14 protein-coding genes are annotated in these 16,883 nt (G+C 55.3%); 6 read left to right on the top strand and 8 right to left on the bottom strand.

Features of this window, described 5'->3' with window-relative positions; translation table 11 throughout:
* Positions 1–2: 2 nt before the first annotated feature.
* From citF to citC, 4 genes are read right to left on the bottom strand one after another with little or no spacing between them, the layout of a single operon-like run.
* On the bottom strand, positions 3–1,508 hold the full coding sequence (gene citF / locus A6U95_RS02265) for a citrate lyase subunit alpha (RefSeq protein ID WP_065683285.1): 1,506 nt from the start codon (positions 1,506–1,508) through the stop codon (positions 3–5).
* Positions 1,508–2,425, bottom strand: a complete 918-nt coding sequence (gene citE / locus A6U95_RS02260) for a citrate (pro-3S)-lyase subunit beta (protein WP_172413978.1) — start codon at positions 2,423–2,425, stop codon at positions 1,508–1,510. Before citE ends, citF begins: the two co-directional genes overlap by 1 nt.
* Positions 2,409–2,717: a citrate lyase acyl carrier protein gene (gene citD / locus A6U95_RS02255; protein WP_024528134.1), complete on the bottom strand. Its 309-nt coding sequence runs from the start codon at positions 2,715–2,717 to the stop codon at positions 2,409–2,411. The genes citE and citD overlap by 17 nt, the downstream gene beginning before the upstream one ends.
* A complete protein-coding gene (citC, locus tag A6U95_RS02250) occupies positions 2,714–3,787 on the bottom strand; it encodes a [citrate (pro-3S)-lyase] ligase (RefSeq protein ID WP_065683284.1) in 1,074 nt (357 codons plus the stop codon). Before citC ends, citD begins: the two co-directional genes overlap by 4 nt.
* A 323-nt stretch (positions 3,788–4,110) precedes the next feature.
* On the opposite strand from citC, the gene dpiA reads away from it, so the two are divergent.
* Positions 4,111–4,797 carry a two-component response regulator DpiA gene (gene dpiA / locus A6U95_RS02245; protein ID WP_024528132.1) on the top strand — a complete coding sequence of 229 codons (687 nt, stop codon included), beginning with the start codon at positions 4,111–4,113 and terminating at the stop codon, positions 4,795–4,797.
* 75 nt (positions 4,798–4,872) lie between these two features.
* Here the strand turns inward: dpiA and A6U95_RS02240 are convergent, their stop codons facing one another.
* The 4 genes from A6U95_RS02240 to A6U95_RS02225 all read right to left on the bottom strand — a co-directional run bounded on the left by A6U95_RS02240 (position 4,873) and on the right by A6U95_RS02225 (position 9,365).
* Entirely contained in the window at positions 4,873–5,856 is a 984-nt protein-coding gene (locus A6U95_RS02240; protein ID WP_065683283.1) for an ABC transporter permease, read from the bottom strand.
* A 2-nt stretch (positions 5,857–5,858) separates the two neighbouring features.
* Positions 5,859–6,797: an ABC transporter permease gene (locus A6U95_RS02235; RefSeq protein ID WP_029711009.1), complete on the bottom strand. Its 939-nt coding sequence runs from the start codon at positions 6,795–6,797 to the stop codon at positions 5,859–5,861.
* Positions 6,798–6,873: 76 nt separating this feature from the next.
* Entirely contained in the window at positions 6,874–8,355 is a 1,482-nt protein-coding gene (locus tag A6U95_RS02230) for a sugar ABC transporter ATP-binding protein (protein ID WP_065683282.1), read from the bottom strand.
* Between the two features lie 74 nt (positions 8,356–8,429).
* Positions 8,430–9,365: an autoinducer 2 ABC transporter substrate-binding protein gene (locus A6U95_RS02225; protein WP_241810611.1), complete on the bottom strand. Its 936-nt coding sequence runs from the start codon at positions 9,363–9,365 to the stop codon at positions 8,430–8,432.
* Between the two features lie 483 nt (positions 9,366–9,848).
* Between A6U95_RS02225 and A6U95_RS02220 the strand changes: the two genes are divergently transcribed.
* From A6U95_RS02220 to A6U95_RS02200, 5 genes are all read left to right on the top strand, one after another.
* Positions 9,849–10,478, top strand: coding sequence for a response regulator transcription factor (locus A6U95_RS02220; protein WP_021805795.1), 630 nt, complete (start codon positions 9,849–9,851; stop codon positions 10,476–10,478).
* Positions 10,479–10,490: 12 nt separating this feature from the next.
* Complete coding sequence (locus A6U95_RS02215; RefSeq protein WP_065683280.1) at positions 10,491–12,023, top strand: MASE1 domain-containing protein; 1,533 nt, start codon at positions 10,491–10,493, stop codon at positions 12,021–12,023.
* 88 nt (positions 12,024–12,111) lie between these two features.
* Positions 12,112–13,404 carry an MFS transporter family glucose-6-phosphate receptor UhpC gene (gene uhpC / locus A6U95_RS02210; protein WP_065683279.1) on the top strand — a complete coding sequence of 431 codons (1,293 nt, stop codon included), beginning with the start codon at positions 12,112–12,114 and terminating at the stop codon, positions 13,402–13,404.
* A gap of 279 nt (positions 13,405–13,683) precedes the next feature.
* A complete protein-coding gene (locus tag A6U95_RS02205; RefSeq protein WP_024486073.1) occupies positions 13,684–14,715 on the top strand; it encodes an ABC transporter substrate-binding protein in 1,032 nt (343 codons plus the stop codon).
* Between the two features lie 67 nt (positions 14,716–14,782).
* On the top strand, positions 14,783–16,861 hold the full coding sequence (locus A6U95_RS02200) for an iron ABC transporter permease (protein ID WP_024528122.1): 2,079 nt from the start codon (positions 14,783–14,785) through the stop codon (positions 16,859–16,861).
* The last annotated feature ends 22 nt before the right edge of the window (positions 16,862–16,883 follow it).

Here is a 16,883-nt window from a genome sequence, read left to right as displayed (position 1 = left end):
CGTTACTCCGCGACCTGATGTACGACGTCAATCACCGAACCGTCGCGATAGCGCACCACGGCCACCACGTTATCGGTAAAGGCGATCGGTTTCGGTTCGCCGGTCAGTACCAGCGCACGCTCACGCAGCCATTCGATGGTGACCACCTGCAGGCCAGCCTCGCGTAATCTCTGTGCCAGTTCTGGGCGCGCAGGGTTAACGGCAATACCGTGGTCGGTCACCAGAATGTCGATGCTGGAGCCCGGCGTCACGCAGGTAGTCACCTGCTCAACCAGCGTAGGAATGCGGCCACGTACCAACGGCGCGACAATAATCGCCAACCGCGCCGCCGCTGCGGTATCACAGTGGCCACCGGAAGCGCCACGGATCACCCCGTCGGAACCGGTCAGCACGTTAACGTTAAAGCCGGTGTCAATTTCCAGCGCGCTCAGCACCACCACGTCCAGGCGGTCAACCGACGCGCCCTTAGAGCTGAAGTTGGCGTATTGATTAGCGCTGATCTCGATGTGGTTTGGATTGCGAGCCAATGACATGGCCGCCGCGCGGTCAAAGCTCTGCACGTCCAGCAGTTTGCCGATCAGGCCTTTCTCATGCAGATCCACCATGGTGGAGGTGATCCCGCCCAACGCAAAACCGGCGCGGACGCCACGGGCACGCATCTTGTCTTCCAGGAAGCGCGTTACGGCCAGCGAAGCACCGCCGGTGCCGGTCTGTAAGGAAAAGCCTTCGGTGAAGTAACCAGAGTCAACGATCACCTCGGCAGCACGGCGGGCAATCAGCAGCTCACGCGGGTTGGAGGTCATACGCGTGGCATCGGCACCGATCTTGTCCGCATCCCCTACTCGCTCCAACTGCACGATCAGATCGACCTGATCCTGTGCCAGGCTGGCGGGATGATGCGGATAAGGCACGATTGCTTCGGTCAGCAGCACCACGCTACGGGCCGCGGCGGCATCCACCTTGGCATAGCCGAGGGAACCGCAGCAGGCATCACCGGTGTAGCCATTGGCATTACCGAACTCATCGCAGGTCGGTACCCCGAGGAAGGCAACATCGATCTGCAACTCACCTGACTCGACCAGGTTGACCCGGCCACCGTGCGAGTGAACCTGCACAGGCTCTTTCAGCAAGCCGCGCGAAATAGCATCTGCCAAAGGTCCACGCAGGCCAGAGGTATAAATACGGCTCACCACACCATTGCGGATATGGCCGACCAGCGGCGCATGGCAATCGGTCAATGAACTGGAGGCCAGCGTCAGGTTGCGAAAGCCCATCTTCGCCAGCACATCCATCACCTGGTTGAGGGCCAGATCGCCACCACGGAATGCGTGGTGGAAAGAGATGGTCATACCGTCCTGCAGGCCGCTGCGGCGGATCGCCACTTCCAGCGACTCGCAGCGTTTGATATCGCGCGGTTTACGCGCCTGCAGGTTGGCCTTGGAGGCTTCCTGATAAAGCCGCATCTCGGCGTGATTGTTCAAGGTCATCAGGCGTTGTTGGCGTTTCATCATGCTTCCTCGCTGTGGTTCGGTTCTTCACGCACGCCGGAAAGCGCTGCGCGTTGCAGTACCAGACGGGCCCGCTCAATCACCGGGCTATCGACCATCTTGCCGTTCAGCGAAACCACGCCGCGCCCCTCTTTTTCTGCCGCTTCTGCCGCATCGACCACTCGCTGGGCATGAGCCACTTCTTTGGCGGTTGGCGCATACAGGTTGTGCAGCAGTTCGATCTGGCGTGGGTTAATCAGCGATTTACCGTCAAAGCCCAGCTGTTTGATCAGCGCCGCTTCCTGTAGGAAACCCGCTTCGTTGTTGGCATCGGAATAGACGGTATCGAACGCCTGGATCCCGGCTGAGCGAGCAGCCTGCAGCAATGAGCAACGGGCAAACAGCAGTTCAATACCTTCCGGCGAGCGCTCGGTACGCAGATTTCGTACATAGTCTTCGGCACCCAGTGCAATCCCAATCAACCTTGGGGAAGCCTGTGCAATCGCCACCGCGTTGGTGATGCCCTGTGCGGACTCGATCGCAGCCAGCAGGCCAGTGCTGCCGACCGGACGCCCACAGGCACGTTCAATGGCGGCGATTTCACGCTCCATATCCACCACGTCCTGCGCGGTGTCGGTTTTTGGCAGACGGACGATATCCGCTCCGCCACGCACCACCGCTTGCAGATCCGCCAGGCCATAAGCCGAATCCAAGGCGTTAACGCGCACAATGGTTTCTACTTCCTGATACAGCGGGTGTTGCAGTGCGTGATACACCAGGCGACGGGCCGCGTCTTTCTCACGCAGGATCACCGAGTCTTCCAGATCGAACATCAGCGCATCGGCCTGATAGATAAAGGCGTTGCTGACCATGGCGGCATTCGCCCCCGGCACGAATAGCATGCTGCGGCGCATACGGTGTTTATTCAGCGTTTTCACGGCGTTCCTCCCAAGGCAGCGTGGCGGATTCGCTGGCACGCATCAGCGCGGTTTCCAGCCGTGCACGCAGCACACAGTCCAGTGCGCCTTTATCGTCGACAATCACCTGCACCGGCGGCACGTCGTACTGCTGCAAAACCTGCAACAGGGTGTGGCGGATGGCATCGCCGAACTGTTTTTCCACGCTGCTGGCAATCAGCAGATCGTGTTCCGGGCCTTCTGCTGGCGCGATACGGACCATGACATCGCTGGATTCCAGCGTGCCGGCCATTGCTTCTCGGATTATTTTCATTGTTCACCTGATTGTGCGGACTCAAATTCTTGCGGTATTGGCTTGGCCCGGCGCTGTGCCTGCAGATCCTGCAGGTAGTACAGCGTGTCTTTCGGCACCAAAGGCGCGGCGGCATGGAAGTCTCCCGCAGCCAGCAGCTTGCGTACCCAGGAGGCAGAGATCGCCGTGCCCTGGTACTGCAAGCGCTCAATTTCCACCAGATCGATCGGTGGGCTAGGCAACGCCGGAGTTTCCAGCCAGTAACGCATGTCGCGGTTGTATTTCGCCGTGACGGCGCAGAACGGTTCGTTGCCGACAAATCGATGCGTGATGCCCAACGCGGGGGCCAGATACTGGCGGAAAATTTTCAGATCGATTTCGGTGTAACAGTCGTCGGCAACCCCCTGCTCTTTAATGAAGTAGCAAGGGAAAGTGGCGCGGGAGATCACGTATTGAGACCCCTCATGCACCGTCAGATTGGTGATCCCCTCGGTGCCCTTCAGTACCAGATTGCGGCGATCTTCATACGGGAAGCGCGAGGTGTTTTCTTTCACCAGGAACAGATGCAGCCAGTCACAGCGGGCGGCAGCTTCCCGCACCAGATATTGATGGCCGCGGGTAAAGGGGTTGGCATTCATCACGATGCTGCCAATGGTGTCGCCCGGCTGGCGCTCGCTGGCCAGTTGTGCGGCGTAACGCTTCAGGCGGCACGGGCTGTTTTCCATCAGCACCACGATGCCCGGCACGCTGGCAATCGGGTAGAAACCACACTGGCGAAACAGCGCCTCATTCTGCACTTTGGTGTAGATAAACAGCTGGGTGTGATGGCGCTCATAGGCCAGATTCACCAGTTCGGTCGCCAATGATAACGCCAAGCCTTCACCGCGCATTTGCGGGCTGATGGCCACGCATTTGATAATATTTTCGGCGATACCTCCGCAGGCAACCAATTGCTCGCCCTGGGTCACGGTGATAAAAACCTCGACCGTGGTATCAATATTCAGATCGTTACTACGCAAAAAAGCATTAATTGCCGCTATATTTTTGTGATCCGATCTTTTCACCCGATTAAATACGGCATCGCCCAGCATGTCAGTCTCTCTAAAATAACTTATCAATAACATTTGAAATACAAAATCCCATTACAGTTAACATTAAGGTGTAATAAAAACCTTAAAAACCATTGAGTTGAAATGGTCCATAACACGAACGGGGTATTTAATGGCGCCATGTTAAACACAAATAACTCCCTGATTATTGACCTATTTCACAATCTACCCGCAGTAAATAAGTTGTTTAATGGTTTTTATTTACTTAATTATTTTTATAGTTTTTATTAGCGACATAGTGTTTAATTAAATAACCATCTCGCTGAGATTTAATTAGCAGCATAATTAAGCAACGGGGAATTAACATGGAGTGGCTAAATATTCTGATTGTTGAGGATGAAACGCCGTTGGCAGAAATGCATGCGGAATTCATCAAGCAGAATGGCGGGTGTCGGCAGATTTGGCTGGCAGGCACCCTGGCACAGGCACGTACGATGACCGAACGTTTTAAACCCGACCTGATCCTGCTGGATAATTTCCTGCCGGACGGCCAGGGCATAGAACTGCTGCGCGAGTTGACGCTACAAGGCTACGGCGGTGGCATTGTGTTTATCACCGCCGCCAGCGATATGGACACCGTGGCCGAAGCGCTGCGCTATGGCGTGTTCGATTACCTGATCAAACCCCTGGCCTATGACCGCCTGGCGCAAACCCTGCAACGCTTTAGCCAACGGCGCGAAGCGCTGAAAGACACAGCGCGGGTCAACCAACGCCGTATCGATGAGATGTTCAATACCTACGCCCGCGGTGGCGATCAGACCGCGTTGCCCACCGGCATTGATGAGCTTACGCTGATGAAGATCCGCGCTTTGTTCGAAGATCCGCAAGTGCGCCATACGGCAGAAAGCGTGGCACAACAGATCGGGCTGAGCCGCACCACTGCCCGGCGTTATCTGGAGTTTTTCAGCGCCAACGATCAATTAGTGGCGGAGATTATTTACGGCAAGGTGGGCAGGCCCCAGCGGATCTATCGTTCTGCAAGCAATGGCTAAACAGGAGCGCCCAACATACCGTGATGTAGTGGGCTGCTCCTGGGGCTGTCGAACCAGTTTGGTGAACTTGCACTATCACTGCAACGGCTTGTTCTGCCTTAAGAAACGCAATGCCGGGACTTTTGCACCTTTGACAAAGATAAACGCCAGCAGTAGCGATCCCCACAGTGCCATGGTGATATAGCTACTGACTCCCATGATATTTAGCCCGCTCTCCAGCATTTGTAACAGGAACAGCGCTAGCACAATGCCGAACACCTTGCCAAATCCACCATCAGGATTTACCCCGCCTAATACCGTCGCCAGGATAGTGATAAGCAATAGTGACTCACCGTAGGAGGCTTTGGCCGAGTTGAGTTTGGACATCATCAGCAACGCCGCGACGGCACACAGTAACGAGGAAATGACATAGACCCAAATCAGCGTGCGGCGGGTATTAATCCCAGAGAAAAAGGTGGCTTTTTCGTTGGAGCCGGACAGGTATATCTGTCGGCCCAGCGGGGTCTTGGCCAACATAAGCCAAAGCAGCAACGCCACCACGGCAAACAGATAAAGCGGTACTGGAACCCCGAGGAAATAGCTGCGATCCAATGCCAGTACATAGCTCGGAAAGTTAGAAATCGCCGAGCCTTTGGAGATCAGCACGTTCACCCCTTTGAGCAAGGTCATGATGCCCAGTGTCGCCAGAATTGGGGATACCCGAACCACCGAGATAAGCACCCCATTGATGATCCCAACCACCAAGGCAACCGAAACCCCAGCCAACAGCATCACTATCAATGAACTGAACGTTGGCTCAAGATGGGTGCACACCCAGGCCATCACCAGCGCACTGGCGTTCGCAGTGGCAATAATGGATAAGTTGATGCCACCGGTCAGCATGGTGATCGCCATCGCCAGCGTCAATATCCCCGCGACGGGGATCTGTGAGGCGATGGATTGAAAATTGGCCGCAGACCAGAATACCTGTGGGATCAGCACACTGAACACGCCCGCCACCAGCACCAGCAGTGCCACTAACCAGCACTCGGTATGATCACGTTGAGTTGTTTTCGACATGGTTATATCCCTACCTTATGACGTTGGCCCCAGGCTGTCACACTGATACTGATGACGATCACCAGACCGATCACCACGCTATGCCAATACGACGAAATACCCAGTAAATTCAAGCCATTTTGTAATATTGCCAGCAGGATCACCCCGAGCAGAGTCCCGGTTAGGGTACCCCGCCCGCCGACAATACTGGTCCCGCCCAACACCACCGCCGCCAGCACGGTGAGTTCATAACCGAGCAACGAGTCCGGTGCCACCGTCAAGACGGTATAGGACTGCACCACACCGGCAATACCGGATAAAAACCCCATATAGCCATAAACAAACAGTTGCAGCTTAACAATGCTGAACCCCATGCGGGATGCCGCTTCCTGATTACCGCCCAACGCATAAATTTGCCGGCCAATGCTGGTGCGAGTCATCACCAAGGCAGTGACGATAATCGTCGCCAGCAAGGTCAAAATGGGCAGCGAAAGGCCATAGTCATAGCCATCAGCGGCGGTGAAAGAGAACAGCATTGGCCCATGTTCGAACCATTCTGGATAGGTATACAGCCAGACACCCCGGCTGAGATACAACAGCAACCCGTAGAAGATATTCAGCGTGGAAATGGTAATAATGATGGACGGCACCCGCAGGCGATTAACCAATAGCGCATTGATCACCCCCAGCAACAAGCCGATGCCTCCCGCCAGTGCGAAAGCCACCGGGAAATTACCACCAAACTTCACAATGAATGTCACCATGACATATTGCGAGATAATGGTCATCGCCGGGAATGAAATGTCAATACCGCCAGAAATCAAAACGATAAAAAAACCACACGCCAAAATGGTTAGCATGGCGTAGTTATTTATCAAGTCATAAATATTGGCGAGCGTCAGAAATTCTGGGCTGGTGAAAGCAAGATAAGTCGAAATAATCAATATGGTAAAAGCCAACATAACTTCATGGCGTTTCAGATGCTCTTTATTGAATAAGCCTGTTTTTCCTACATCAGATTTATTGAGTACATGGGGATTAGCCATTGACTACCTCCGCAATGGCAGCTTCGCTGCTGTTACTTGGCAAGAACTCCTGCACGAGCCGCCCGGACCGCATAACGATAATACGGTGGCTATTAAAGTAAGCTTCATCAATCTCATCACAAACCATTAATACCGCAATCCCACGAGCCGCCAATGCATTGATAATATTATAAATGCCGGCCTTGTTGGCGATATCGACCCCAACGGTCGGCGAGTCGAGGATCAGTATTTTCGGGTCGGTTGCCAGCCATTTGGCGATGGCAATGCGCTGCGCATTTCCACCGGACAACGTATTGACCGGCAAGTCGCTATTACCGATTTTGATCGACAGGTGTTTCACCATGTCTTCGACCAGTGTGTCGACTCGCTCGGCCCGCATCAGGTGAAAGGCATTTTTAAGCCGGTGTAATACCGTGGCACTGATATTGTCGCGGATCGATTGCTCCATAATCAGCCCGGTGCTCATTCGGTCTTCCGAGACATAGCCCACACCGGCGGCAATGGCATCGCGGTTACTGGCGAACCGCATTGGCTTATCATTGATACGAATGCTGCCCGACTCGGGTTTCGTTAAACCAAATAGGCTGAGGCACAGCTCTGTGCGGCCAGACCCCAGCAAACCAACCAACGCGACAATTTCGCCAGGATGCAAAGCCAGTGAGATATTCTGGTATTCGTTGCCGCGGGAAAGCGCTTCCACTGCCAGCACGACCGGACGCGCTGCGCGGTAAGGCGGTAGCACCTGAAAATCAAATTTCATATCCGTCATCAGCCAGGCCAGCCGCTGATTATCCACTTCAGCAGCGGGGTAGGTTCCAACCCACTGGCCATCTTTCAGCACGGTAATACGGTCTGAAATCTCCAGCACTTCGCTCAACCGGTGACTCACAAATACCACGCAGATATTGCGTGATTTCAGCTCATGCACCACCCGTAGCAAGCCGTTAACTTCTTGCCGGGTCAGCGACGCGGTTGGCTCGTCCATCACAATGAGGCGGGCATCTTGTGCAAGCGCACGGCAGATAGCGACTAATTGTTTCTGAGCGATAGATAAATTCTCAACCAATTCGTCCAGATTAAGGTGGGCATCAATGCTGTTAATGACGCGCTCGGCGGTCTCCCGCATCTGACGTTTATGCACCCACAGCTGATGGTGATAATGGTTCATGGCGATATTCTCAGCCACGGTCAGGTTCGGGAATAATGATAAATCCTGATAAATGACCTGGATCCCCAGGCGGACAGACTCAATAGGCGTGAGGGTTGAATAGGTTTTGCCATCAATAATAATGGCGGCATCTCTATCGGGTTGGTAAACACCAGAGATAATCTTGATCAGTGTTGATTTGCCACAACCGTTCTGCCCAGCAAGGCAATGTACCTCACCCGGTAACAGGGTCATGGCCACCTTATTCAGCGCTTTGACGCCATAAAAGGTTTTACTGATATTTTCCAGGGTAATAAATGGCTGCATACATCCTCTTACTCCAGGCGGGCATTGTTCACAGAGCCGAACAAGGGGTCCGGCTCTGCGGTAATGCGGGGGAATTAATACAGAGAATCCACGTTATCTTTGGTGACTCGCAGCACATTGTGGAACTGAATCAGGTGCTTATCCTGATCAACTTCCGCTTTACCCACCCCTGGGATCTCCATGCCTGTTTCGATTTTCTCACCTTTAAGCACTTTGTCAGCAACGGCAGTCAGTGCATAACCGGCAGAACCTGGGTCATACGTGACGCCCATGGCGATATCACCACTTTTAACCAGCGAGGCTGCCTGAGAGGGGATCATCATGCCGAACACGTGAACATTGTTTTTCGCGCGTTTCTCTTTCACTGCGCGCCCGGCGCCAATTGGGCCTTGTGAACCGAAGGCCACAATACCTTTCAGGTCGCTATGTGCTTTCATCAGATCCAGTGTGGTGCGGCGTGAGTCATCAATGCTCTCGGCGACAGGCATACGGCTGGTCACTTCAAACATTTCCGGATAATGCTCTTTCTGGTATTTAACAAACAAATCTGCCCACAGGTTATGTTGTGGCACGGTCAGGCTACCGACATAGATGACATACCCCCCTTTTCCGCCCATCGCTTTTGCCATTTCTTCCACGTTGTCGGCGGCAAATTTGGCGTTATCGATGATTTCAATATCCCAGTTAGCGCTAGGCTGCCCTGGTGATTCGTTGGTTAATACCACGATACCGGCGTCACGCGCTTTCTTGAATACGGGTTCCAATACATCGGCATCGTTCGGCACAATACTGATGGCACTGACTTTCTTGGCGATTAAATCTTCAATAATTTTAACCTGTTGTGGGGCGTCGGTACTGGATGGGCCAACCTGATAGGCCTTGATCCCCAGGCCTTTACCGGCACGTTCCACACCTTCACCCATGCGGTTGAACCAGGGCATTCCGGCGATTTTCGAAATATTGACGACTTCCACTTCTTGCGCCAATGCACCGCCCGAGCCCACCAGCATGCTGAACAGGCTAGCTGCCAATAACGTTTTCACACTCAATTTTTTCATCTAACACTCCCGGATCTAATGTAGGTTGAGGCATAACAGCCCAATAGCGAGGTAACACATTGGTATTATTTATATTTTATTGTTAGTGACGATTTACCGGGATGCCGTTTTTACATCTGCACAACATTCCCGTAGAGGGACTCTACAGCCTCGATAGCGATTTCCCCCATATCTTTGAATGCTATTTATATGGACAAACTTGCAACCTTCCCGGTTTGCGACGGGGGTCATGCTACTGAGGGGATAAACGAAGCGAATTGCGTAAAATAACCGCAGGAAGGCAATAACAGCGCTGGTTACAGGGATACTCTGGGTCGATGCGGCAGGCCATTTTAATGCCAATCTGTTAACTCCCTTCCATTTTGCAGCGCAACAGTTGCCAGCCAGGGTTTTCCTGCGCATGATGCGGAAAATCTCACACTTTGTTACAGGCTTATGATTAACGTTGCGCTGATAGACGACCACGTGGTGGTTCGTTCCGGATTTGCCCAGTTACTGTCGTTGGAAGAGGATATCCGTATCGTCGGCCAGTTCGACTCGGCGGCACAGGCATGGCCACACTTACTGCGCGATCCGATCGACGTGGCGGTGCTGGATATCGCCATGCCGGATGAAAGCGGCCTCAGCCTGCTCCAGCGTTTACGCCAACAGCGCCCCACCTTTCGCGCCATTATTCTCAGCATCTATGACACCAATGCCTTCGTGCAAAGCGCGATTGATGCCGGGGCCGGTGGTTATCTTACCAAACGCTGTGGCCCCCATGAATTGGTGCAGGCGGTGCGCGCCGTCAGCAGCGGCGGGCTTTACCTGTGCGCGGATGCCTTACGGGCACTGCGCCATACTCCGCAGCCACCGAAAGAATTGCAGGTACTCACCCCGCGCGAAAAAGAGATCTTCGATCTGCTGGTCAACGGCCTGAGTGTCAAAACCATCGCCCAACAGTTGACCTTAAGCCATAAGACCGTACAGGTGCACCGCGCCAATATCCTCGGCAAACTGCATTGCGACACGACCGTGGAACTGGTGCATTTCGCACTGCAACATCAACTGCTTGCCGGGAGTTAACCGGTGCCGCCAATGGTGCGCCGCCTGGCGCTTTCGCTGTTTCTGGCGCTGTTTTTTGCCCTCAGTTGGCTGGCCCTGTGGACCATTAGCCTGCACCTGAGCCATAACGGTCAACAGGCCGTACTGCTGTTTCCTCAAGGGCTGCGGCTGGCGCTGCTGATCCTGCTACCCCGGCGTTACTGGCTCACGCTGTTACTGGCGGAAGCCGCCACGCTGTTATGGCTGCATGACCAGCAATTGCTGAGCGATCGCTCGGTGCTGTTGCTGCCGTTGTTAAGCCTGCTACCAGCCTGGGCCACTCAGCGGCTGTGGTATCGCTATCACCTGTACTGGCAACGGTTATCGCTATTGCTGGCGGCCATCGCTGCCAATGCGCTGCTGTGTGGATTATTGGCGGGGATCTGGCTGCCATCCAGTATCAGCCAAACCTTGCTGACCAGCTTTACCGGCGGCGTGCTGCTGGTGCCTTTCGTCTATCTGATTTATACCTACCTGCGCCAGCAACTGGTGACGTCGATGCCCGTTCCGCGCCCCTCAACACCACAGCTACGTACCTCGCTACTGCTGTGGTGTTCACTGTTTCTCACCATGGGGATTTGCGTGCAACTGGCGATCGCCCCGGAGATGGAGCGGCTGCTGTTGATCTTTATCTTTCTGCCCAACGTGTTTATGGCTTATCGCTTTGGCTGGCAAGGGGGCGTACTGGCGGCGCTGTTTGGCAGCGTGATGATCACCCTCACTCGCCAGGCCGGTGGCGCGTTTCAGGATCTGCAAGAGTTGGAGCTATTCCTTTCTACCCAGGCGCTATTGGGAATTGGGTTGGGGATTGCCATCAGCCGTCAGCAGCAATTGGCGCAAAAGCTACAGCGCTATCGCCAGCAGTTGGAGCAAGAGCTGGCGGCCAAAAGACACCTGATGGAGCGGCTGGTGGGTACCGAAGAAGAGGTGCGCAAAGCCATCGCACGCGAGTTACATGATGAAATCGGCCAGAATATTACCGCCATTCAGATCCAGGCGATGTTGGTGAACCGCAGCGCCACCGCCCCAGCCACCCGTCTGGCCGCGGAGCAGATTGATTCGTTGTCACAACGCATCCACCACACCACCCGTACCCTGCTACGGCAACTGCGCCCACCGGTGTTGGAAGAGATGGAGCTGGACAAAGCCCTGCACCACCTGGCCGATGAGTTTTCCTTTGCCGAACAGGGGATCAGCTTCCAGCTGGATTACCGCCTGCCAGTCACGCCAGATGATGAAACCCTGGTATTTACCCTCTACCGCGTGGCACAGGAGTTGCTCAATAACATCAGCAAACATGCCTGCGCCAGTCATGTGCATTTAAGCCTGACGCAAACCCATCAGACGATCACTCTGGAAGTCCGTGACGACGGCCAGGGCATGCCGTTGCAGCCCACCAGCGGTTTTGGCCTGCGCGGTATCGAAGAGCGAGTGCGCGCATTGGGGGGCGATTGGCGGCTCCATCGGCGTAATGGCACGCGCATAATTGTTAACCTGCCCACAAAACTGAACAAAAACCCCGTCTGACTAGGACTTAGTCTTAGGTGCCTAAAACCTTGTCTCATCCAATCCTGTTTTCTGCACCCTACACTGCTCTCACTGTCTGGAGGACCCCATGGCATCGGCCACGTTAACCGCAGAGCAAATCAGCGCTCGTTACCGCTACTGGCGACCACGCCTGATGTTTTCGATGATCGTCGGCTACGGCGCATTTTATCTGACACGCAAAAGCGTCAGCTATGCGATGCCGGTGATGCAGCTCGAACTGGGGTTGGATAAAGGGGATATCGGCCTGCTGGGTACGCTGTTTTACCTGGCCTATGGCGGCTCTAAGTTTGTCTCCGGCATCGTCAGCGATCGCAGCCAGGCGCGCTGGTTTATGGGCGTCGGGCTATTTATCACCGGCGTGCTGAACATCGTGTTTGCCTTTTGTCATTCGCTGACAGCATTGCTGGTGGTCTGGACGTTAAACGGTTTCTTTCAGGGCTGGGGCTGGCCGCCCTGCGCCAAGATGCTCACCAGTTGGTATTCGCGCAACGAGCGTGGCTTCTGGTGGGGCACCTGGAATACTTCGATCAGCCTGGGCGGTGCGGCCGTGCCATTGCTGTCCGGATATATGGCTTCGCACTACGGTTGGCAGGCTGCGCTGTTGCTGCCGGGAGCCATCGGGATGCTGATTGGGCTGTGGTTGTGCTGGCAACTGTGCGGTAAACCGCAGCAGCAAGGATTACCCAGCGTAGGACACTGGCGGCGCGATCCGCTGGAGCTGTGGCAAGAGCAGCAAAGCCCGGTAATGCCGATGCGGCGGATGTTGTTTGACACCATATTGCGTAATCCGACCATCTGGTTGCTCGGTGTGTCCTACATCCTGGTGTACCTGATACGTATTGCGCTGAACGATTGGGGCAACATCTGGTTGGCGGAGAGCCACGGCGTCAACCTGATGAAGGCCAACGCCACGTTGTCACTGTTTGAACTGGGTGGGCTGTTTGGCGCGCTGTTTGCCGGGTGGGGATCGGATCTGCTGTTTCGCGGCCTGCGAGCACCGATGATCCTGCTGTTCTCCATCGGACTGTTTGTGACGACGACCGCTCTGTGGCTGGCCCCACTGCACCATTACGGGCTGCTTTCGGCCTGCTTTTTCGGCCTCGGCTTTTTTGTGTTTGGGCCGCAGATGCTGATCGGGCTGGCCGCCACGGAGCACTGCCACAAGGACGCGGCCGGGACCGTGACCGGGTTTCTTGGTCTGTTCGCCTATCTGGGGGCCGCGCTGGCCGGTTGGCCGCTGGCGCAGGTATTGCAGCATTACGGCTGGTATGGCTTTTTTGCCCTTCTGGCACTGGCAGCCACCTGCGTCGGCCTGCTGTTGATGCCGCTGCTGATGGCCGGGCAGATACGGCAACAGTAAGACATGATTTTTACAGGGTGATGAGGGTTTTTAGTCGGTGCAATCCCCCTCACCCTAACCCTCTCCCACAGGGAGAGGGGACCGAATGTGCAACATATTATCTTCTGCGTCGGACGTCAGATCGCAGGGACTGGAGCCAGAGGATAAAAAGTGCCACAGATTGATCCTCGCACCCAATAGCAACACCGGATCAGCTCCCTCTCCCTGGGGGAGAGGGTTGGGGTGAGGGGAAATTGGTTTGCTTTACCCTACAAAGACAACAACAAAAAGGACAACACCATGAAATTGACACCTCTCAACACCCTGCTGGCCACCACGCTGGCGCTGACTGCCCTGGCCGGAACCGTGCAGGCCAAAGGCCGTCTGGTGATCTATTGCAGCGCCACCAACGCCATGTGCGAGGAAGAAGCCAAAGTCTTCGGGGAGAAATATGACGTCAAGACCAGCTTTATCCGCAACGGCTCTGGCAGCACCCTGGCCAAGGTAGACGCGGAGAAGAAAAACCCGCAGGCTGACGTCTGGTATGGCGGCACGCTGGATCCTCAATCGCAGGCTGGCGAAATGGACCTGTTGGAGCCTTACGCTTCGCCGAACCTGGAGCAAATCATGCCGCAGTTCCGCGATCCGGCCAAACGTAAAGGCAACTACTCCTCTGCGGTGTATATCGGCATTCTCGGTTTTGGCGTCAACACCGATCGTCTGAAAGAGAAAAATCTGCCTGAACCCAAGTGCTGGAAGGATTTGACCAACCCGATCTACAAAGGGGAGATCCAAATCGCCGATCCACAAAGCTCCGGCACAGCCTATACCGCACTGGCCACCTTTGCGCAGCTGTGGGGCGAAGAAGCCGCCTTTGATTACCTGAAACAGCTGAACGGCAATATCTCACAGTACACCAAGTCCGGCATCGCCCCGGCCCGCAACGCCGCGCGCGGTGAAACCACGATCGGTATTGGCTTCCTACACGACTATTCGCTGGAAAAAGAGAAAGGTGCCCCTCTGACTCTGGTTTCCCCGTGCGAAGGTTCTGGCTATGAAATCGGCGGCATCAGCATCCTCAAGAACGCCCGCAATATGGAAAACGCCAAGCTGTTCGTGGATTGGGCACTGTCAAAAGAGGCTCAGGAGCTTTCCTGGAAGAAGGGTCAGTCTTACCAGATCCTGACCAATACCACGGCAGAGACCTCCCCTAACTCGCTGAAGCTGGATCAACTGAAACTGATCGATTACGACATGGATACCTACGGCGCTTCCGACATGCGTAAAAAGCTGATCACCAAATGGGTTAACGACGTGAAGATGGGCCACTGATCCCATCCAGCATCTATCGGGCGTAGGCTCTACGCCCGCTTCATTTTCGTTTATTCCGGGGAATATCATGTCTGAAACCATCACCTTGCGCACAGCGCAGGGGCGGGATCCCATTTTCTACTGGTTGCTGCTGGCGCTGGCAGGTTTCGCCCTACTGCCTTCCTACAGCCTGGACTACGGGCTGCTGGAGGCGACCAGCGAAGAGCTGCTGGCGGCCTACGGATGGTCACATGCAGGCCTGGCTGTGCTGTGGTTTGCCGCCCCGCTGCTGCTGGCTGTGCGCCCGCAGATTGCCACTGGTCGCGAGCAACGCAACCGCCACCTGTTTGATGCCGGTTACGCCCTGGCCTGTGGGCTATTAGTATTTATCAGCGCCGCCGCGACCGGTACCGGGATGGGGTTCGCAACCTTGCCACTGCTGGTGGCAATGGGCGCAGTGATCACCCTTGCGCTCTCAAGGCTGGAATGGCTGGGTGGCGATCGCTTCGTACTCGGATCGCTGGTGGCAGTGATCGCCCTGATCGTGTTGTTTATCATTTACCCCAGCATCGCCATCTTTATCCCGATGTTCACCGATGAGGCCGGTGCCTTCGCCCCGTTAGCGTTTATGCAAACGCTCGGGCAGGCGCATATCCTGCAGGTGATCTGGAACTCCTTCCTGCTGTCAGTGGCCGTCGGGATTGGCTGTACCTTCTTTGGCATGGTGCTGGCGATTTATACCACGCGTATCGCCCGCCGTTCGGCGGTGATTGGCCGTATCTTCTCGATCCTGCCAATCGTCACACCTCCGTTTGTGGTTGGTTTGGGCGTCACCCTGATGATGGGCCGCTCCGGCTACATCACCGAGCTGATGGTGACCTGGTTTGGCCTGACCAATACCAACTGGCTCTACGGCTTTACCGGGATCTGGTTGGCCCAGGTGCTGGCCTTTACGCCCATGTCATTTATGATCCTTGATGGGGCTATCAAGACCATCCATCCGTCGCTGGAAGAGGCGTCCTACACGTTGCGCGCCAACCGCTTCCAGACCTTTACCCAGGTGTTTATGCCGCTGCTGAAACCGGCACTGGCCAACTCGTTCCTGATCGTCATTGTTCAATCGTTGGCGGACTTCAGTAACCCCTTGGTTCTCGGCGGCAACTTCGACGTATTGGCCACGCAGATCTACTTCTACATTACCGGTGCGCAGCTTGATTATCAGGCAGCCAGTACGCTGGGCGTGGTGCTGCTGATGTTCTCGCTGCTGGTGTTCTGCGTGCAATACATGTGGATCGGCAAGCGTTCCTACGTGACCATTTCCGGCAAATCCAACCACGGCGACGTTCAGCCGCTGCCGGTGACGCTGGTGTGGGGCGTCTCGCTGATGCTGTATGTCTGGATCGCCTTCAACATCTTGCTGTACGGCAGCATTTTCTACGGCAGCTTTACCGTTAACTGGGGCGTGGACTACACGCTGACGCTGGACAACTTCAGCAAGCTGTTCGGCCAAGGCTTCAGCGACGGCGCATGGCCTTCCCTGATCGACACCTTGCTGTATGCCGGGATTGCCGCACCGATCACTGCCATTTTCGGCCTGCTGATTGCCTACATCGTGGTACGCCAGCAATTCCAAGGCAAGAAGGTGATCGAGTTCAGCACCATGCTGTGTTTCGCGGTGCCAGGAACCGTGGCCGGTGTTTCCTACATTCTGGCGTTTAACAGCGCGCCGGTTTACCTGACCGGAACGGCAGCCATCGTGATCATTTCGATGGTGATGCGCAACGTGCCGGTGGGGATCCGCGCGGGTATCGCAGGTTTGGGACAGTTGGACAAGTCGTTGGATGAGGCCTCCCTCAGCCTGCGTGCCGGTTCGCTACGCACCATAGTGTATATCCTGCTGCCCTTGCTGCGCCCGGCGATCCTCTCGGCGTTGGTCTACAGCTTTGTCCGTGCCATGACCACCGTGAGCGCCATTGTTTTCCTGGTTACGCCAGATACGCGCGTCGCGACGTCCTACATCCTTAACCGGGTCGAGGACGGCGAGTATGGCGTGGCCATCGCCTACGGCTCGATCCTGATCGTAGTGATGCTGGCGATTATTTTCCTGTTTGATGCCCTGGTTGGCGAAGCGCGGGTCGCGCGTTCCAAAGCCCGGAATGCGGCCTGATACCCGGCGGAGAAGGATGAAC

The organism is Serratia sp. 14-2641 (genome assembly GCF_001692375.1).
Classification (GTDB): domain Bacteria; phylum Pseudomonadota; class Gammaproteobacteria; order Enterobacterales; family Enterobacteriaceae; genus Chania; species Chania fonticola_C.
This window is presented reverse-complemented; position numbering and strand designations above follow the sequence as displayed.